Origin of the sequence: Pauljensenia sp. 27098_8_83 (genome assembly GCF_041432695.1) — a bacterium.
GTDB lineage: Bacteria > Actinomycetota > Actinomycetes > Actinomycetales > Actinomycetaceae > Pauljensenia.
Map to the genome: position 1 here is coordinate 30102 of NZ_JAPWAD010000021.1, position 19073 is coordinate 49174.

14 protein-coding genes and 2 tRNA genes are annotated in these 19073 nt (G+C 66.1%); 13 read left to right on the forward strand and 3 right to left on the reverse strand.

The window, feature by feature from the left end; translation table 11 throughout:
- Positions 1–35: 35 nt before the first annotated feature.
- The 3 genes from O3656_RS08145 (at position 36) to O3656_RS08155 (ending at position 2988) form a co-directional block, all read left to right on the forward strand.
- Positions 36–764 (forward strand): hypothetical protein, encoded by a 729-nt coding sequence (locus O3656_RS08145; protein ID WP_500063480.1) that lies wholly within the window; start codon positions 36–38, stop codon positions 762–764.
- 8 nt (positions 765–772) lie between these two features.
- The gene (locus O3656_RS08150; protein WP_500063481.1) at positions 773–2389 is read left to right on the forward strand and encodes an alpha/beta hydrolase; all 1617 of its coding nucleotides are present in this window, start codon (positions 773–775) and stop codon (positions 2387–2389) included.
- 80 nt (positions 2390–2469) lie between these two features.
- Positions 2470–2988: a DUF4853 domain-containing protein gene (locus tag O3656_RS08155; protein WP_500063483.1), complete on the forward strand. Its 519-nt coding sequence runs from the start codon at positions 2470–2472 to the stop codon at positions 2986–2988.
- Positions 2989–3083: 95 nt separating this feature from the next.
- Here O3656_RS08155 and O3656_RS08160 read toward each other — a convergent pair whose 3' ends face one another.
- The 3 genes from O3656_RS08160 to pgm all read right to left on the reverse strand — a co-directional run bounded on the left by O3656_RS08160 (position 3084) and on the right by pgm (position 6815).
- Complete coding sequence (locus O3656_RS08160) at positions 3084–3860, reverse strand: GIY-YIG nuclease family protein (RefSeq protein ID WP_500063484.1); 777 nt, start codon at positions 3858–3860, stop codon at positions 3084–3086.
- Positions 3853–5010 (reverse strand): DNA cytosine methyltransferase, encoded by a 1158-nt coding sequence (locus O3656_RS08165; protein ID WP_500063485.1) that lies wholly within the window; start codon positions 5008–5010, stop codon positions 3853–3855. The genes O3656_RS08160 and O3656_RS08165 overlap by 8 nt, the downstream gene beginning before the upstream one ends.
- A 128-nt stretch (positions 5011–5138) precedes the next feature.
- Positions 5139–6815 carry a phosphoglucomutase (alpha-D-glucose-1,6-bisphosphate-dependent) gene (gene pgm, locus O3656_RS08170; RefSeq protein WP_500063487.1) on the reverse strand — a complete coding sequence of 559 codons (1677 nt, stop codon included), beginning with the start codon at positions 6813–6815 and terminating at the stop codon, positions 5139–5141.
- Positions 6816–7064: 249 nt separating this feature from the next.
- Between pgm and O3656_RS08175 the strand changes: the two genes are divergently transcribed.
- The 10 genes from O3656_RS08175 (at position 7065) to O3656_RS08220 (ending at position 18146) form a co-directional block, all read left to right on the forward strand.
- Complete coding sequence (locus tag O3656_RS08175) at positions 7065–8405, forward strand: AGE family epimerase/isomerase (RefSeq protein ID WP_500063489.1); 1341 nt, start codon at positions 7065–7067, stop codon at positions 8403–8405.
- Positions 8406–8487: 82 nt separating this feature from the next.
- Positions 8488–8574: transfer RNA gene (locus tag O3656_RS08180), tRNA-Ser, on the forward strand.
- Between the two features lie 78 nt (positions 8575–8652).
- Positions 8653–8742 (forward strand) — tRNA-Ser (locus O3656_RS08185).
- 295 nt (positions 8743–9037) lie between these two features.
- Positions 9038–9253, forward strand: a complete 216-nt coding sequence (locus O3656_RS08190) for a hypothetical protein (protein ID WP_500063490.1) — start codon at positions 9038–9040, stop codon at positions 9251–9253.
- Between the two features lie 74 nt (positions 9254–9327).
- Positions 9328–12321 (forward strand): DNA polymerase III subunit gamma and tau, encoded by a 2994-nt coding sequence (locus tag O3656_RS08195; protein ID WP_500063491.1) that lies wholly within the window; start codon positions 9328–9330, stop codon positions 12319–12321.
- Between the two features lies 1 nt (position 12322).
- Positions 12323–12916 (forward strand): recombination mediator RecR, encoded by a 594-nt coding sequence (recR, locus tag O3656_RS08200; protein ID WP_007588661.1) that lies wholly within the window; start codon positions 12323–12325, stop codon positions 12914–12916.
- Positions 12917–13148: 232 nt separating this feature from the next.
- A complete protein-coding gene (locus O3656_RS08205) occupies positions 13149–13856 on the forward strand; it encodes a response regulator transcription factor (protein ID WP_500063499.1) in 708 nt (235 codons plus the stop codon).
- On the forward strand, positions 13853–15415 hold the full coding sequence (locus O3656_RS08210) for a sensor histidine kinase (RefSeq protein WP_500063493.1): 1563 nt from the start codon (positions 13853–13855) through the stop codon (positions 15413–15415). The genes O3656_RS08205 and O3656_RS08210 overlap by 4 nt, the downstream gene beginning before the upstream one ends.
- A gap of 223 nt (positions 15416–15638) precedes the next feature.
- Positions 15639–16955 carry an aspartate kinase gene (locus O3656_RS08215; protein ID WP_500063494.1) on the forward strand — a complete coding sequence of 439 codons (1317 nt, stop codon included), beginning with the start codon at positions 15639–15641 and terminating at the stop codon, positions 16953–16955.
- Positions 16956–17099: 144 nt separating this feature from the next.
- Positions 17100–18146 carry an aspartate-semialdehyde dehydrogenase gene (locus O3656_RS08220; protein ID WP_500063496.1) on the forward strand — a complete coding sequence of 349 codons (1047 nt, stop codon included), beginning with the start codon at positions 17100–17102 and terminating at the stop codon, positions 18144–18146.
- Positions 18147–19073: the final 927 nt, after the last annotated feature.

Genomic DNA, 19073 nt, shown 5'->3' on the forward strand with positions numbered 1-19073 from the left:
TCCAGGTCACGCATCTATGAACACAGGAGTGGACGATGAGCGATCTTTCATTTGTTGCCGGCGAGTTCCCTCGCCTCGCTTCGACGGCGCGCGAGGCAGCAGAGGCTGTTCGTTCTGCTCGCCCCGAGGGCGGAGCCAGCGCGTTTGCCTCGGCGATGCCCGGCACGAGCCTGTCGTCGCAGATGCATGGCGTCGAAGATAAGTTCGCGGATCAGGCAACCAAGACGGGCACGAGCCTGGACGAGCACGCCGACTCGCTCGAAGCTGCCGAGCGCGACTTCATCGCCTCCGAAGACGAGAACAGCCAGCTCATCGGTTCCATCATCGAGGGCAACAGATACGGTGGGGGCTCGGGTTCCGGCTCTGGCGGTGGACAGGGGCATGAGAATCCGCGACTCGTTCCTCTTCCCTCACCGAGCAATGGTGGTCAGCCGACTCATCACGGTCCGCGTCTTCCTGGTGACCCAGACAAGCAGAAGGGGAATCACAGGGACGGTGGGCATCGCCGCCGCCACCAACCCCGCCCTCGCACGGGTCGGCCGAAGGTTGAGCCCATGCCCTATGACCCAGTCGGGCCGATCAAGCCCTTGGATCCGATCATCACAGGGCCGACCGGTCCCCGCCCCCTTCCGAAACCTGCCATCGAGCTTCCCGAGGTGCCTCCCGTGAAGCTGCCCAGGATGGGAAACCCGACCCCGATAGTGGATCCAATCGAGCCGCTGGATCTGGGAGCCAATCGCTTTAGCGCAGAACTCGGAGGGTAGTCGTCACAATGAAGTGGTCCGATCTCCTGCAGTGGGAGGGCTCATCCCTCAGCCAGCAAGCACAGGGATATGAAAAGAGCGCGGAGTTACTGGCGAACGTGCGTGAGAGTCTCGACGCCCAACTGAGCTCTCTGACCGCGCACGGGCGTACCGTCGATGCCGCCCGTAGTGCGCTGTTCAAGCTGTGCGGAGACGTCGAACGGCAGGAGGGTAAGCTCAAGGCCCTCGCCAGCATCTTTAACGAGGCCTCGGAGGGCGCACAAAAAGTCGGATCAGCGGCCAGGAATCTCGATGGCGCCGCCGTGAATAACTTCCTCCACATCGGACCGGATGGATCTGTCCATTACGTTGGTCCGCACAATGTATCTCCGATCGATGCGGTGGCGATCAAGAAAAACATGGCGATCGTGTCTGGTCAGGTGGGCGCGATCATGAAGACGGCAGCCAGCGTCGTTCAGAACACGCAGAGCAAACTCGCGGCAATGGGTGGAGTGGGAAGCTCCTACGCGAATGGATCGACCAGTGGTAGCCGCGGCCCGACGAAGAAACTCCAGCTTCCACCCAAGGGGGCTTCCGAAAAGGAAGTGGCGGACTGGTGGTCCTCGCTCAGCGACGCCGACAAAGAACAGATGATCAAGGCCCACCCCCAGGAGATCGGCAACCTGAACGGCATCGACGGAACGTCGCGTGACAAGGCGAACCGCATCTACCTGAAGGACGCCACCGCGCGGGAAGAGAAGAAGCTTGAGCGTCTCAAGGACCGCTACGGCACCCATCCGTCGCGCCGCGAGCGCCAGGAACTGGAACGTGTTGAAGAGCGAGTGAAGGCACTGAAGAATGTTCAAAGCACGCTCGATCGGGAACAGCCCTCGCCGCAGGGAGACGGGACCCCACGCCAGCTCCTGAGTCTGGAGACTTCGGGCAAGCGGGTGCTCGCCGCCGTCGCTCAGGGCAACGTCGACACGGCCGATCATATCGGCGTGATTGTCCCGGGTCTGTACTCCAACGTTGCGAACAACTTGGGCAAGTACGATGACGATGCGAAGATTATGGGCGCGAACGTGAGGAAACACGCTCACGGCGAGAGTGTCGCAATGATCTCCTACCTGGGCTACGAGGCACCGCAGAATATCGCAGAGGTGACGGATATCGGTTACGCCAGGAGGGGCGCAGATAAACTCGCTGGATTCCTGGACGGTCTCGATGCGTCGCGCGAGCGCGGCGCGGGCGACGCGCACATTACCGTCGCGTCCCACTCCTACGGGTCGACGACCGCCGGTATTGCGCTCACAAAGGTCGATTCGGGTGTCGTCGATGATCTCATCCAGTTTGGCTCGCCGGGCTCAGGCGTCCAGGACGTCTCGGAGTTTAAGCTTGAGAAGGGCCACGCCTGGGTCAGCGCCACCGACTATTGGCAGGACATGGTCCAGGGCATGGGCGACGACGGTCGCTTCGGAAAGAATCCCGCCAAGATGCCGGGCTACAACCACCTGTCCGGCGATGTTGGCGACAACGTTGATAAGTCGCAGTTCTATCCGTTCCGCAAGCATGGTGGATACTTCAACGAGGGCAGCAAGGCGCTCGACGACATTTCACGGGTCATCGCGGGACGAGGTAAGAAGTGAAGCGCCCGCCCATTGGGGTGCTTGCTGCTTTTCTAGCAGTGGTGTGCGCCGCGTGCATACCTTTCGCAGGAGGAAAAAAGTTGAACACGGAACAGAAGGAAGACCTGGAGCGCGCGGCGTCTCTCGAACCCATCGAGGCGTTCAAACGCGACGTGGAACCGGCGATCATCCGGGCACGCAATGAGGTCATGACGCGTGAGAACTACCGTAGCTACGACGGGAACGACTATATTTCTCAGCTGAGCGTTGGCGACCAGACGCTGTATCGAATGATTTCGCGGTCCTACGACTTTGATGAGCATGATCCGCAGCGCGTGCAAGAAGCGTTTGACGGCGAGCTCAAGCCGTTCGGTTTTGACCTGCGCCGCGATACCTACGCCGCCGACGGTGGGTCGACCGACACCGTCCTGGTATGGACGAGCGAACGCTATGGGGTCACTGTCGACATCATGGTCTCGCAAAGCTGGCTGACGTCGCTCAACTACTACACGGGATACTTGCGCAGCGACGGCACGTCCGCTAATCCCCAGGAGCTGGCGGACATTCCGGGACGCGTGCCCGAGTGGTTCGACGCGGCTGCCACTGGCGCGCAATCCTGACGACACCCATCGGAGTTATCTTTTCGACGGACGAGGGGGGCGGCGCTCGTATGAGCGCCCCCCGCGCAACCCGCGCCAGCGGGCAGCGCGAGAAACTAGGGAACTTGCTCCTCGAAGATGTTCCCGACAAGTGCATGGACGTCGATGCAATTGGGATCAGGGCGTGGTCGGCCTTCGGCATAAGCGAGTCGAGCCGCAGCCAAGTCTGCAAGACGAATAGCTTGGATAACGATAACGCGACGCAGCCCAGCGGAAACTTCACCGCGTTCGTGCGCGACGGCCGCAACACGAGCGAGCGTCTCCGCACGCCGTGCAATTCGGACATCCGGGTGCTCACGATCCTCGCGGTACTCCTCGGGAATCAAGTTGAAGCGATAAGATTTCGGTAAATCAACAAGAGGAGAAATAGGCGGAATCTTCTCATTGAGGATGGCGTGGTAGCTCGACTGTTCGATTGCATGGACGTACACGGAGTACTCCAGTGAATCAAATGCGGCGCTTCGTTCTTTCCTGTCGGGGTAAGTGTCCAGCAGGTAATCCGCTGGAAAAAACTCGACCTCTGCAACTTCAAACGGATCCAGAATTCTGTAGGCGAGAGTGTCGCTGCGCTGACCTCTGAGATGTCGACCAATTCGAGTCCCAAAGTCCTCCGTTGTTTGGCCAACGTAGATGGGCTCACCGTCGAAGTCGTAAAAGGCATACACTCCGACGCACTTACCGAGTCGCTTACGCGTCAGAGGCTCAACGAAGTTGAGAGCCGACGACAGATGTGCACGAAACAGCTGCACGAAACGCGTGGGCATTTCGCGCTTCAGCGGTGGCTTGATTTCTGAATCCGGTGAACCGTACGAGGCGATGCCAGTACTAGCCATGAGCAGCTACTTTCAGTGATGAGAAATCCTGGCTGAATTCTTGACGAACCAAGGGCATGAGGTAGTTCTCTCCGAGCCAAGCAACAACAGGGACGGCAACCGCGTCGCCGAAACCAAAACGAATTTGGTTATCCGTGGCATCGCCGAAGTTATAGTCGGGGATGCCCATGAGGGTTGCATATTCATGAGGAGTCATCCAACGTACAGCAACCTCACCCTTGCCGGCTCTGACAACAGCTTGTCGTGAAGATCCACCGCGTGCTGTCCGCAGGCAACCAGCAATATCGTCGGGCCGAATTTCCCAAACGGGTTTCCCCTGACGCGTACGCCGGTACGCGGTACGGTATGAGACCTGATTCAATGTGCGCAGAGAGTCGAGTCGTGCAGCCTGAACGGGGGATAGTGATCCAAGGAATGCTGCAGTCCGGTGGGTGTTCCACCAATGGGGATCGTCATCGGGGAGTTGATCTGCAACCGTGGTAAATCCCTCGGTGAGCAGCGGGGGAACGACGGGAAGAGGAGCCCGGTGAGTGGTGAGGGTCGGGTCGGAATGTATCCATTCGAGCCACTCGGGACGTAGATCTGAGGGAGCGTCATCCGATTCGGGCGGATTTAGTGCCCCTACAAGGAACATACGTGGCCGTGACTGTGGAATGAAATGCCTGGCGTCAATAGACAGAGCATCGATGGAATAACCGAGTGAATTAAAAGCGCGGATTGCTGCAGTAAGATCATCGCCTGAATGCGAGGAAGCGAGCCCAGTGACATTCTCGAGGACCGCGACAGGAGGGCGGTTTTCCCCCATCTCTTCGAGGATCCGCATGAAGTGCCAAAATGTTCCCGATTGCTTGCCGTCAAGTCCACCTCGATTACCAGCGAGGGAAAGGTCGGTACAGGGGGAGGATGCCCAGGCGATTGCGGCGTCCGTCGGCAAATCGCTGCCAGTGACGTCAGCGATATCGCCGACATGGTAGTCGGTGTCTGTTCCGTACTGAGAGCGATATAGCTGGTGCTTTTTGGCTTCGTAGTCATTTGCCCAGGCGACGGAGAATCCCGCTTGTTCAAGCCCTGCTCGAGCGAGGCCAATGCCGGCGAAAAACTCCAGTGCGGTTGGACTTTTACCCGAAATTAAGCGAATAGCTGCTGTCATGGTAGTCCTTCCTGATCTGGGTGTTCCAAGGGTACATCGGCCCATGCACATCTGCGGTAAGCAGGGGGGCGGCGCTCGTATGAGCGCCGCCCCCCGTGCAACCCGCGTGAGCGGGCAGCGTCAGAGCCTCAGCCGTTCAAGGCGTCGGACACGACCTTCTTCGCGGCCTCCTGGACCTGCGCCAGGTGCTCGGCACCCTTGAAGGACTCCGCGTAGATCTTGTAGACGTCCTCGGTGCCCGACGGGCGCGCGGCGAACCACGCGTACTCGGTCGTCACCTTCAGGCCACCGATGGGCGCATCGTTGCCGGGCGCGCGCACCAGCTTCGCGACGATCGGGTCGCCGGCCAGCTCGGTCGCGGTCACGTCATCCGGGGACAGCGCGGCGAGCTTGGCCTTCTCCTCGCGGGAAGCAGCGGCGTCAATGCGGGCGTAGGCGGAGGCACCGAAGCGCTCAACCTGCTCCTCGTGCAGCTGCGACGGGGTCTTGCCGGTGACGGCCAGGATCTCCGAGGCGAGCAGCGCCAGGATGATGCCGTCCTTGTCAGTCGACCACACGGTGCCATCCTTGCGCAGGAACGAAGCTCCCGCGCTCTCCTCGCCGCCGAAGCCGACGGTGCCGGACAGCAGGCCGGGCACGAAGTACTTAAAGCCCACGGGCACCTCAACCAGCTTGCGGCCCATGGCGGCCACAACACGGTCAATGAGGGCGGAGGACACCAGGGTCTTGCCCACGGCCGCGTCCGCACCCCAGCCGGGACGATGCGTGAACAGGTACTCGATGGCGACGGCCAGGAAGTGGTTCGGGTTCATCAGGCCGTCGGGGGTGACGATGCCGTGGCGGTCCGAATCCGCGTCGTTGCCGGTCGCGATGTCGTAGGGGGTGTTGCCCTCGGTGTCGGGAGTCATGGCCTGACGCAGGGACGCCATCGCGTAGGGCGAGGAGCAGTCCATGCGGATCTTGCCATCCCAGTCCAGGGTCATGAACGGCCACGCCGGATCCACCTCGGGGTTCACGACGGTCAGGTCGAGGCCGTAGTGCTCGCCGATGGCCGCCCAGTAGTCGATGGACGCGCCCCCGAGCGGGTCCGCGCCGATGCGCACGCCCGCCTTGCGGATGGCCTCAATGTCGACGACCTGGTCCAGCTGCGAGACGTAGAACTCCAGGTAGTCGAAGGGCTTGATGTTCGGGTCGTGCAGCAGGTCGGAGCCGGTGACGCGCGGAACGTTCTTCCACTCGCCCGAATCCAGCAGCTCGTTCGCGCGCGCCGCGATCCAGCCGGTCGCGTCGGTGTCGGCGGGGCCGCCGTGAGGCGGGTTGTACTTGAAGCCGCCGTCGCGCGGCGGGTTGTGGCTGGGGGTCACGACGATGCCGTCGGCCAGGCCGTCGCCCTCGGTGCGCAGGTTGGCAGGAGCGCCGTTCGCGCCCAGGATCGCGACAGACACGGCGGGGGTCGGCGTGTAGGAGCCACGCGAGTCAATGCGCGTGTCGATGCCGGCGGCCGCGAGGACCTCCAGGGCGGTGCGCCACGCGGGCTCGCTCAGGGCGTGCGTGTCACGGCCGATGAACAGGGGACCGTTGATGCCCTGGGAGGCGCGGTACTCGATGATCGCCGCGGTGATGGCGATGATGTGCGCCTCGTTGAACTTACCGTCCAACGAAGCGCCGCGGTGGCCCGACGTTCCGAACGCGACGCGCTGTCCCACGTCGGTCGGGTCAGGGACGATGTCGTAGTAGGCGGAGATGACATCGTCGACGTTGATGAGGTCTTCTGGAAGGGCACGTGTGCCAGCTCGTTCATGCATAGTGACAGTGTTGCACGTTACGCCGCTTTGTGGCTAGCGCCGTCCCAGGGCGTGGACCGTTCCTTGTTTTCCCTTGTTCGAGGCCGTGGCTGGGCGGGCGCAAAAGGGCAGGTGGCAGCGGGGGCAGCCCCGGCCTCGTCCCCGAGAGAGGACAGGGGGTCTGCACGTTTTCCCAAAAACGGCAGTGACCGACTATCCTATGAGATGTCGGTCACCGAAGACCGTGACTGTGTCGTCAGGAGGAACACCGTGGGATGGTTTGATTCCATCGAACATAACCGTTGGCTGAGCGCCCACATGCAGGCGCTCATCGAAGAGGCTGAAGGCGCGATCGTCGCGACTGGTTTCGCGCACCTCGACGCCGATGGAAAGCCCGACCCGACCCGATCCATCGATCTGGCCGTCACAGGTCGCATGGCCTACGTGTTCTCGCTCGGCGCGCTCATGGGTCTGCCCGGCACCCGCCGCTACGCCGACCACGCCGTCAAAGCACTCACCAACTACTTCACGGACCCCGTCAACGGCGGCATGTGGTTCGCCATCAAGCCCGAGCCCGACGAGGACGGACACGGCGTGCCGTGGGACGAGGCCTCGCGCGTGAAATCGCAGTACCACACCGTGTACGCGCTGCTCGGCGTGGCCGCCGCGACCGTCGCCGACCGCCCCGGCGCCCACGAGCTGCTCAACCGCATGCTCGAGGAGCAGAAGGAACTGTGGACCGACGACTACGGGCGCGTCTGGGATGAGTACGACGAGGCCTTCACCGAGGCCCTCCCCGTCCACACGCTCGGCACCCTCATCCACACGATCGAGGCCTACATGGCCGCCGCCGAGGCCACGACCGAACCCGAGTGGCTCGACCGCGCCGAGAAAATGGCAGCCTTCGCCTACAAGGTCGCCTCCAAGAACGGATGGCGAATCCCGGAGTACTTCGACGAAAACTGGGAAGCCAACCACGAGGCCGGCAAGCTCCTCAACGACGGGCGCCGCTACTACGAGGGGTACGTGACCGGCCACTCGATGCAGCTCGCGCGCTTCGCACTGCAGGTGCGCGCCGGGCTGCGCTCGATGGGGTGGGACGTACCCGACTACCTCCTCGAAATGGGCACCGAGCTCTTCGAACGCGCCCGCGTCGACGGATGGCGCCGCACCGACGCCTGCCCCGGCTTCTCCACCGGCGTGGACGACGAGGGTGACCCGATCCCCGGCGAAGACGAGCACCAGCAGTGGGTTGTCTGCGAGGGCGTGTGCGCCGCCGTCGCCGTGCGCCGCGCGATGCTAGACGACGGTGCTCGCGTCTCCGAGGTTGAGCACTTCGAGCACTGCTACCGCTCCTTCGTCGACTACATCCACGACTACCTCATCAGCCAGCCCGGCCGCTGGGTGCGCCGCCTCGGCACCCACAACGAGACCGTGCAGCCCGCCAAGTCCTCGCGCTGGGACGTCTACCACGCCATCCAGGCGACGCTGGCGATCCGCGTGCCGCTGTGGCCGCCGACCGCGCCCGCGATCTCACGTGGCCTCCTCGACCACCCCGAGGAACCGGCCCCCGACAAGAAGTCCTGGAACTTCTTTGGGCTGCGCGGCTGACGCATCATGTGTCTGATGGGCTCGGACCCGGGGATGCGAGGGTCGCATCCCCGGGCCCAGTCCTGTAGGATGATCCGAGTCTGGAGGGCTGTCTGAGTGGCCGAAAGAGACGGTCTTGAAAACCGTTGTGTCAGCAATGGCACCGGGGGTTCGAATCCCTCGCCCTCCGCCGAGCCGACCGCCAATGGGCGTCGCGGCGGGCGCACGTTCGCGCTCGCGGCAAAAATGCCCTAAAGTAGTCGGCACTGGAGACGTCGCATAGTCCGGTCGAGTGCGCCTCCCTGCTAAGGAGGTAGGGGTGCATAGCCCCTCGCGGGTTCAAATCCCGCCGTCTCCGCGCATGACCCCCGCGCTTCGAAAGAAGCGCGGGGGTTTCGTATTGTCTGAGCCCGACCGAACGCGCATGATACTGTGTCGGCTCAGGCCGTTTGCTGTCTGGCATGCGATGTATTGTGGTAGTGATGGCTTTGCGGCATGGAAATCATTGAGTACTGTGGATCCGGGTTTGAAGTGCGATACATCACTTTGTGGTGGTAGCGTCCATGCCTCGATGCCTGTTGTCGCGGACACTATGTGACGATGGCGGCGATGGCCTTGTGATAAGTATGCAGGAATCTATTGAGGAGTAGTCGATGTTTCGACTGCATCCGTTCCGCGCTCGTGTGGGCGTTGCGGGTGCTGCCATCGTGGCCGCTCCCTCGCGTCTCGTCATCTCACTGACGCCCGTCGCCGGGGTGCGAGTGCAACAATGGCCCCGCGCCGCCTCCTCCTCCCTATGGTCCCTCCCCGAACCCCGTTCCGTCATCCTTGCTTCAACCCCGAATATTGACCCCCGGCCTCGTCGATGAACGAACGACCGACAGCGCGTGTGGAACGCGCGGCGCGGGACGCAGATGAGGGTGGGAGCAACTAGGCTTGGAGGGTGACCACAGCTCTGTATCGCCGGTATCGCCCCGACACCTTTGACCAGGTGATCGGCCAGGAACACGTGACGGAGCCGCTCAAGGCGGCGCTGCGCGCGAATCGCGTCACGCACGCGTACCTGTTCTCCGGGCCGCGCGGATGCGGCAAGACCACGTCGGCGCGCATCCTCGCGCGCTGCCTGAACTGCGCGCAGGGCCCCACGGACACCCCGTGCGGCCAGTGCGAATCCTGCCGCGAGCTGGCCACCGGCGGCCCCGGCTCGCTCGATGTTGTCGAGATCGACGCGGCCTCGCACGGCGGCGTCGACGATGCGCGTGACCTGCGCGAGCGCGCCACCTTCGCGCCGGTGCGTGACCGCTACAAGATCTTCATCATCGACGAGGCCCACATGGTCACAAACCAGGGCTTCAATGCGCTGCTCAAGCTCGTCGAGGAGCCGCCCGAGCACGTCAAGTTTGTTTTCGCGACGACGGAACCCGAGCGCGTCATCGGCACGATCCGCTCGCGCACCCACCACTACCCGTTCCGCCTGGTGCCCCCGGATGTCCTCGGCCCGTACCTGACGACCCTGTGCGCCGAGGAGCACATCGGCGTGGGCGAGGGGGTTCTGACCCTCGTCATGCGCGCGGGCGGCGGCTCGGTGCGTGACACCCTGTCGGTGCTCGACCAGCTGATGGCCGGTGCGATCGACGGCCAGGTCAGCTACCAGACGGCGGTGGCGCTGCTGGGGTACACGGACTCCGCGCTGCTCGATCAGTCCGTCGATGCTCTCGCGGGCGGTGACGGCGCCGCGGCCTTCCGCGTCGTCGAGCGCATGGTCGAGTCCGGCCACGATCCGCGCCGCTTCGTCGAGGACCTCCTCCAGCGGCTGCGTGATCTCCTCATCATCGCGGTGGCCGGTGACGGCGCGCGCGACGTTCTGGCTGACACTCCGCAGGACCAGTTCGAGCGCATGCAGCGACAGGCGCAGAACTGGGGTCCGCACGGCCTGTCCCGCGCCGCCGACCTGACCGACGAGGCCCTGCGTGCCATGACGGGCGCGACGTCGCCTCGTCTGCAGCTTGAGCTCCTCGTCGGCCGCATCCTCGTGCCCGCCCCCGCGCCCGCCCAGGCTCCCGTCCAGGGCACGGTCGGCATGACCGGTGGGGGAGCGCCGCGCGAGGCTTCCGCGCCGTCGTCCGAGGCCTCCTCCGGTCGTTTCGGTGCCCGCGAGGCCCGCGAGGCCCTGGCCCGCAAGAAGCAGGAGCGCGCCGAGGCCTCGGCCCCCACCGCGCCTGCATCGTCTGCTGCGCCCGCCCCGCAGGGTATGCCCGCGTGGGGGAGCGGCCCCGACTGGTCCGCTCAGAAGCCCGCCGCTCAGAAACCGGCTCCGGAGCAGAGCACCGCGCCCGCGCAGAGGTCCGCACCCGTGCAGGGGTCCGTGCCCGCGCAGGCGGCACCGCAGGAGGCCCCGCACCGCGAGGCCGTCGAGCGACCTCACATCGATGCCACGCAGGAGCGCGCCCAGGCCGAGCCTCGTGCCGCTGCCCGCGCGCAGCAGCGCCCCGATTCTGCCGCGCCACAGCGTCCGGATACTAACGCTCGTGTCGAGGCCCCCGCCTCCGGCCGCGACGCCGACATGCTGCGCGGTCGCTGGAACGAAGTCGTCGAGCGCCTCTCCTCCATCAGCCGCGTCACGTGGTCCATGGTCGGCGGCAACGCGCAGCTGGGGGCCGTCGATGGCTCCCACGTGATCCTCCTCTTCCCGGTCGAGGCCATGGTCAACGCCTTCTCGCGCGGCCCCCGCGCGGCCGACGTCGAAAAGGCCATCAACGAGGTCACCGGCCTGAACCTCAGCGTGTCCGCGCAGGTCGGGCAGGCCTCGGGCGGCCCGGCGACGACCGGCCCGTCGGCGCAGGCCTCGCACCCCGGTGTCTCCCAGCGCCCCTCCCAGCGTCCGTCCCACGGAGGCTGGGTATCGGAGCCGCCCCCTTTTGATCAGGCCGCCGCGCAGGCGGCACCCGAACCCGAGCCGTGGCCCGAGGCCGCACCCGCCCCGCAGGCGCCCGCGCGCGCTCACGAGGAACACGTCGCGCAGGCGGCCCCCACGCCTGCTCCCGAGCCGGTTGACACCGGCTGGCCGGAGCCCGCGCGTGCACCCGCACCCGCTCCCGAACCTGAACCCGAGGACGCCGGCTGGCCCGAGCCCGCGACGGTGACGCCGATCCGGCGCGAGCCCGTCGCTCTCGCGCCGACGTCGGCTTCTCAGGCACCCGTCCCGCAGCCCGGCGCCGAGCGCCCCGCGCTGCCCGAGCGGGCGGCCCGAGCCCTCGCCGCCGCCTCCGCCGATGCGCCCGAGGGCGCTCCGGCCTCGTCCCCGAACGGCGGGGAGGCCCCGCGCAAGCACTCGTTCACGGTCTTCCGATACCCGGGCGACCCGGAGCCGGGTGAGGAGAGTGCGCCAGAACCCGCGCAGCCCGCCCCGGCCACGTCCCCCGTCTTCGACGATGCCCCCATCCAGCCCGCCGCGCACACGCCGTCGACCCCGACGGGGTGGGGCGACCCGGTCGTCATCTCCGGGGGAGCGTCCGTCAACTTCGACGATGGCGCCGACTCGTGGACCCCGCCAGAGCCGGCCGCCCCCGCTGACGCGGCACCGATCGGCGCCGCACCGAGCGCCCCCGCGCAGGCCCCGGCCTGGCTGGCGGCGGCCCCCGAGCCCACGCATGCCCCGGATTCCGCGCCCGGATTCGGCAACTCGCAACCCCAGCGCGACGCCGCACAAGCGCCCGATGTGCCGCTGACCGGTCGCGCCGCCGCCGAGGCCGCACTGCGCGAGAAGGCTCAGCGCGAGGCCGCCGTCGCCTCGACCCGCACCCACGCGGCCGACGACGACAGTGCCAGCATCGACGACGAAAACATTGAAAACTCGCAGATGATCGGCCTGGCAGCGGTCCTGGAGATCCTCGGCGGACGCGTCATCGAAGAGAAAATGACCGAGGGAGGATACTGACATGTACGACGGCGCCCTGGCCGACCTCATCGATCAGTTTGGGCAGCTGCCCGGCATCGGCCCGAAGTCCGCGCAGCGCATGGCCATGCACGTCCTGGACGCGGAGCCCGAGGATGTCGCGCGCCTCGTCGACGCGATCAACGCCGTGCGCGGGCGCGTGCGCCACTGCGACATCTGCGGCAACCTCACGGAAGAGGACGAGTGCTCCATCTGCCGCGACGTGCGCCGCGACCCCAGCGCGATCTGCGTCGTCCAGGAGCCCAAGGACATCCAGGCGATCGAGGGCGCGCGCGTGTTCCGCGGGCGCTACCACGTCCTCGGCGGCGTCATTGACCCGATTCACGGGGTGGGGCCCGACCAGCTGAACATCGCCTCGCTCATGAGCCGCCTGGCGGACGGGACGGTCACCGAGGTCATCCTGGCGACCAATCCGAACGTTGAGGGCGAGGCGACGGCCGCCTACCTCGCGCGCATGCTCTCCACGATGGGCGTCGAAACTTCGCGCCTGGCGATGGGCCTGCCCATGGGCGGCGACCTGGAGTACGCGGACTCGGTGACGCTGGGCCGCGCGCTCGAGGGGCGCCGCCGCCTCTAGGGGAGCCGCCTCTGAGCCGTCATTGACGAGGCCCGGGCCGCCTCGCGCTCTCAACGCGCAGGCGGGTGCTGACTTGTGTTGTGGTCGCGCGGGTGGGCGTGCGTCTGTGCCGGTACCCTTTGCGGCTGCGACCTGCGGCGTTTGTCGCCTCGTGGGCCGCGCGTCCCGCTGTCCGTGACGCACGTGTGACACAATCGTAGGGACCGCGCTGCGAGAAGACGAGGAGGCCATGATGGCGACCCAGGCGAGTTCAGGCGCGCCCCGAGTGCTGGTTGTTGATGACGAGGCGATGCTGGCGGACTTGCTGTCGCAGGCGCTGCGCCACGAGGGCTGGGAGACGGCTACGGCGAAGGATGGGTTGGACGCGCTGGCGAAGGCGTCGAGCTTCCACCCGGACGTCGTGATCCTCGATGTGCAGATGCCGCGCATGGATGGCCTGGAGGCGCTGGAGCGCCTGCGCGCTCGCGACCCGGAGCTGCCGGTCCTCTTCCTCACCGCACGCGACGCGGTCGCGGACCGCGTGCAGGGCTTGCGCGCGGGAGCCGACGACTACGTGACGAAGCCTTTCGATCTGGACGAGGTGGCGGCCCGCGTGGAGGCGCTGCTGCGCCGCGCGGGACGCACCCAGCAGGCGGCGTCGACGGTGCTGCAGGTCGCGGATCTGACCCTCGATATGGATTCTCACGATGTGCGTCGTGGCGGGGAAGAAATCACGTTAACGAACACTGAGTTCGAATTGCTTCGGTATCTCATGGAGAACGTTGGAATCGTGCTGTCGAAGCAAAAGATTCTGGACGCCGTGTGGAGCTACGATTTCGGTGGCCAGGTGAACGTTGTCGAGCTGTACATCTCGTATCTGCGCAAGAAGATCGACGCGGATCGTCCGGCCCTCATCCGCACGGTGCGCGGTGCCGGTTACATCATGCGGGAGCCGCAGTGACGCGGCGGCCTTCCCTGGCGGGGCGCCTCTCGCGCGCCTTGGCCGCGTGCGTGGCGCTCGCGCTCATCGTCATGGTGGCGGCGTCCACGCTGGTCATGCGCTCCTGGATGCTCGGCAACATGGATTCCGAGCTGCATCGTCTCTCGCAGCGCGCGGGCGAGCACCTGGATGTTGAGGACGCTCCAGATAATGGGGTGGATGCGGACGATGATTTTGACGACGATTCTGACGATGCTGGTGCCCGTGCGGTCCCGCAGTCGGGTGGGCGGGTGCCTCGTCCCGGTGGGCCCGTCGTCCCCGGCGGACCCAAGGGGCCGGGGTTTGGCGGTTCTGGCGTCGCCGAGGGCACCCTCCAGTACGTGAGCGAGGACGGCGAGGCGGCCGGTGCGGTCGTCTCCAACTTCTCGGTGACCTACCTGAATGAGCCTGCACTGGCGATCCTGGCCGCGGTGCCGACGGATGGCGCCCCGCACACCGTGCGTCTCAAAGATCTGGGCGCGTTCCGGGTGACCTCCCAGGTCGTGGGCGACAAGACCGTGCTCGTCGGCGTGCAGATGGATAGCGTCGATGATGTGGTCCTGATGCTCGTCGCGGTTGAGCTTGGTCTGTCCCTCATCGTCGCGATTGCGGCCGGGTTCGCGGGCCGGGCGTGGGTGCGCCGCGAGCTGCGCCCGCTCGGGGTGGTGCGCGCGGCCGCCGCAGACATCGCGAGCCGCGACCTCGCCGATAACGCCAACGACCTCATGCGCGTCGGCGAGGAAGCGACTTCAGGCCCCGTCGAGGTCGCCGACGTCGCAGGCGCGCTCAACTCGATGATCGACGCGGTCGAGGACGGCATGGAACGTCGCGCCCGCAGCGAGGCGAAGCTGCGCCAGTTCGTCGCCGACGCCTCGCACGAGCTGCGTACGCCGCTGGCCTCCGTACAGGGGTACGCGCAGCTCGCCCGCCGCGACATTGACGAGGCCTCCCGCACCCAGGCGCTCGAGCGCATCTCCTCGGAGGGTGCGCGCATGGCCTCCCTCGTGGAGGAGATGCTGACCCTGGCGCGCCTGGACGGCAACCGGGCACTCAAACGGGACACTATCGACGTTATCCCGCTGATACTGGACGCCCTGTCAGACGCGCACGTGGTCGCCCCCGACCATGCGTGGGAGCTCGGCGAGGCCTCGGACATCCAGGTCCTGGGTGACGAGGCTGCCCTGCGCCAGATCCTCACGAACCTGCTCGCGAACGCCCGCGTGCACACGCCTGCGGGCACACGCGTCACCGTTTCTCTCAGCCGCGTTCCTGACGGTGGTGGAGCGGGGACGGACGCCCCGGCCTCGTCGATGGTGAGGATCCGCGTCGCCGACGACGGTCCCGGCATCCCCGCTGAGATCCGCGACCGCGTCTTCGATCGTTTCGTGCGCGGCGACTCCTCGCGTACGCGCGACGGGCGCGGCTCCTCGGGCCTGGGAATGTCGATCGTCGAGTCGGTGGCGCGCGCAATGGGCGGGTCCGTGCGCCTCGCGGACGCCGACAAGGGGACCGTCATCGACGTGACATTGCCCGCCGCCTGAACGCCCCCGCGCGCTGGCGACCGAGGCGGCGCTGACCAGGAGCGTTGCAATTCCGGGCCTCGTGCGTCCCTGTGTCCTGGGTTGCCCCGGCGCGTCCCATGTCACCCGCGCCCACATGCCGGTCGTTCCCAGCGCGATGCCTGGTGGGCCGTAGGATTGTTGTGGTGGCGTGCGCCACCCGAATACGTGCATATCGGCACGTACCGACAGAAATGAGGCTCAAGTGGCACTGATCGTGCAAAAGTACGGCGGTTCTTCCGTCGCCGACACCGAAGCCATGAAGCGCGTCGCCCAGCGCATCGTGGACACGCACAACGCGGGACACCGCGTCGTTGTCGTCGTATCGGCGATGGGCGACACGACGGACGACCTGCTCGACTCGGCCGCAGCACTCACCGACAACCCGCCCGAGCGCGAAATGGACATCCTCCTGTCCGCCGGCGAACGCATCTCGATGGCCCTCCTCGCGATGGCCGTCAACGAGCTCGGCGTCGAAGCCCGCGCCTACACCGGCGCACAAGCCGGCATCAAGACGGACAGCCATTTCGGCGCCGCCCAGATCGTCGGCATGGTCCCCGAGCGCGTCGCCCGTGCCGTCAAGGACGGCCAGGTCGCCATCGTCGCCGGCTTCCAGGGCATCTCCAAAGATGACGACGTGACCACGCTCGGCCGCGGCGGCTCCGACACGACCGCCGTCGCCCTCGCCGCAGCCCTCCACGCCGACGTGTGCGAAATCTACACCGACGTCGACGGGCTCTTCTCCGCCGACCCGCGCATCGTCCCCAAGGCCCACCGCCTGCGCACCCTCACCCAGGAAGAAACTCTGGAAATGGCCGCGCACGGCGCCAAGATTCTCCACCTGCGCGCCGTCGAATTCGCCCGGCGCTACGGGGTCCCCCTGCACGTGCGCTCCTCGTTCTCCGAAAAGAACGGCACCTGGATCTCCGACTCCCCCGCAAACCCCGAGCTCAAGGGCCTCGTGCCCGACGCCGCCCTGAAGTCCCCTGAGGAAAACGCCATGGAAAAGCCCGTCATCTCCGGTATCGCTCACGACCGCTCGCAGGACAAGATCACCGTCACCGACGTGCCGAACAGCCCCGGCGTCGCCGCCCGCGTCTTCGCCGTCGTCGCCGAAGTCGGTGCCAACATCGACATGATCGTTCAGAACCTGCCGATCTCCGACCCCACGAAGGCCAACATCACCTTCACCCTGCCCGAAGGCGACGCGCAGAAGGCCCTCGACGCCCTCGAGGCGCACCGCGACGAAATCGGCTTCAACGAGCTGCGCTACAACCCCAACATCGGCAAGCTCAGCCTCGTCGGCGTCGGCATGCGCACCAACCCCGGCGTCTCCGCGCGCCTCTTCTCCGCCCTGTCCGACGCGGGCATCAACATCGACCTGATCTCCACCTCCGAGATCCGCATCTCCGTCGTCACCCGCCTCGAAGACCTCGACCGCGCCGTGAAGGCCGTCCACACCGCGTTCGGCCTCGACGCCTCCGAAACCGAAGCCGTCGTCTACGGCGGCACCGGCCGCTGATCGTTCATCGACGAGGCCCGGGCTGCTTTCGCTGTTTCTGCACGGTTCCGGTGATCCCGGTTAGCGAGGCCGGCCTCGTCCCCATAGATTTCACCCAGCGTTCGCCCCGTCGTATGGGCGCGCGCACCAACAAAGGAGAACACCATGAGTGGTTTCAATGTCGCCGTCGTCGGTGCCACCGGCCAGGTCGGCCGAGTCATGCGCACCCTGCTGGAGGAGCGTCAGTTCCCGGTCGAGACGATTCGTTTCTTCTCGTCCGCGCGTAGCGCCGGCACGACCCTGCCCTGGAAGGGGCAGGACATCGTCGTCGAGGATGTGGCGACGGCGGACTACTCGGGCATTGACATTGCCGTGTTCTCCGCGGGCGCCACGGCCTCGCGCGAGTACGCCCCCAAGTTCGCGGCCGCCGGCGCGGTCGTCGTCGACAACTCCTCCGCGTGGCGCAAGGACCCCGAGGTGCCGCTCGTCGTCTCCGAGGTCAACCCCGACGACGTCGACAACCGCCCCAAGGGCATCATCGCGAACCCCAACTGCACGACCATGGCCGCCATGCCCGTCCTCAAGCCCCTCGTGGACGCCGCGGGTGGGCTGACGCGTCTCTTCGTCTCCTCCTACCAGGCCGTCTCCGGGTCGGGCCGCGCGGGCGTCGCCGAGCTGACCGGCCAGATCGAGGCCGGTGCTGCGCAAGACCTGGCAGCTCTGGCCCTGGATGGTCGCGCCGTCACCCTGCCCGAGCCCGGCGTGTACGTCGCGCCCATCGCCTTCGACGTCGTGCCGCTCGCCGGCTCAATCGTCGACGACGGCTCCGAAGAGACCGACGAGGAGCAGAAGCTGCGCAACGAGTCGCGCCGCATCCTCCACATTCCCGACCTGGCCGTGTCCGGCACCTGCGTGCGCGTCCCCGTCTACACCGGCCACACCCTCACGATCCACGCCGAGTTCGCAGGCGACATCACGCCCGACCAGGCGCGCGCCCTGCTGGCAGACGCGCCCGGCGTGCGCGTCGTCGACGTCCCGACCCCGCTCGAGGCCGCCGGCCGCGACGAGGTCCTCGTGGGTCGCATCCGCCAGGATCAGGCGGTCGACGGCAAGCGTGGCCTCGTCCTGGTCGTCTCCGGCGACAACCTGCGCAAGGGCGCTGCCCTGAACGCGGTCCAGGTCGCCGAGGTGGTGGCTGCTCGGTTGCGCTGAGTGCGCGAGCTCTCGACTGTGCTGAGTGTGAACTAGTTGCGTGAACGCGCGGCGGCCCTGGCGGGCTGCCGCGCGTTCCGTTCTGCGGGCCGGGCCGCTGTGTGTGCTGGTGTGCTGCGGCCCGCCCGCGAGATCGCCACACGCGAGCTTCGCTCGGAGTGGTCGATCTCGGAGCCTGGCCAGGCCCCGCCGCCGCCCACCAGCACTGCGGCCAGGCCCTGCCGTTCTGCAATCCCGCCTCGCCAATTTCGCACGTAATTCCCCTGCGGGTACTTCAAATCATGAAGTAGCGTCGTTGCAATTGCAACGTTTCTGGGCGGTCTCCAAAAGTGACCGTAGGAAATTATGTGCGACTTTTGTTTAGTTCTGGCCCTGCCGCCGCCCACCGGCACCGCGGCAGATCCCTCCGGCGCCCTCCACACCAGTGGGGCCGGGTCTATGATCGGTGGCTCGGCGCGTCGACTCGTTGTCCGGCCAGGCCCCGCCGCCCACCGGCACCGCGGCCAGGCCCGCTGGACCTTCCGGCACCGCGGGTACCGCAGCCTGGCCCTCCGGTCCCTCCGGCACCCTCCACTTCTGCCTAGGCAATTTCGCACGTAATTCCCCTGCGGGTACTTCAAATCATGAAGTAGCGTCGTTGCAATTGCAACGTTTCTGGGCGGTCTCCAAAAGTGACCGTAGGAAATTATGTGCGACTTTTGTTTAGTGCTGGCCCTGCCGCCGCCTTCTGATCCTGCCTCGCCAATTTCGCATGCAATTCCCTTTTGGCTATTTCAAATTTTGAATTCATGTCGTTGGGATTGCAACGTTTCTGGGCTTTGTTGAAAATTCATGCAATAGAATTGCATGCGAAATTGTGGGAGGGGCGCGTTGGTGGGTGAGGTGGGGTGTTGGTGCGGGACTTTTTTCTCCCTGCTCGACCTGTTG

Excerpts from the sequence above, each read along its gene's own strand:
- O3656_RS08145 (WP_500063480.1), top strand. The coding sequence starts at position 36 with ATGAGCGATCTTTCATTTGTTGCCGGCGAGTTCCCTCGCCTCGCTTCG.
- O3656_RS08150 (WP_500063481.1), top strand. The coding sequence starts at position 773 with ATGAAGTGGTCCGATCTCCTGCAGTGGGAGGGCTCATCCCTCAGCCAG.
- O3656_RS08160 (WP_500063484.1), bottom strand. The coding sequence starts at position 3,860 with ATGGCTAGTACTGGCATCGCCTCGTACGGTTCACCGGATTCAGAAATC.
- O3656_RS08165 (WP_500063485.1), bottom strand. The coding sequence starts at position 5,010 with ATGACAGCAGCTATTCGCTTAATTTCGGGTAAAAGTCCAACCGCACTG.
- pgm (WP_500063487.1), bottom strand. The coding sequence starts at position 6,815 with ATGCATGAACGAGCTGGCACACGTGCCCTTCCAGAAGACCTCATCAAC.
- O3656_RS08190 (WP_500063490.1), top strand. The coding sequence starts at position 9,038 with ATGTTTCGACTGCATCCGTTCCGCGCTCGTGTGGGCGTTGCGGGTGCT.
- recR (WP_007588661.1), top strand. The coding sequence starts at position 12,323 with ATGTACGACGGCGCCCTGGCCGACCTCATCGATCAGTTTGGGCAGCTG.
- O3656_RS08205 (WP_500063499.1), top strand. The coding sequence starts at position 13,149 with ATGGCGACCCAGGCGAGTTCAGGCGCGCCCCGAGTGCTGGTTGTTGAT.
- O3656_RS08220 (WP_500063496.1), top strand. The coding sequence starts at position 17,100 with ATGAGTGGTTTCAATGTCGCCGTCGTCGGTGCCACCGGCCAGGTCGGC.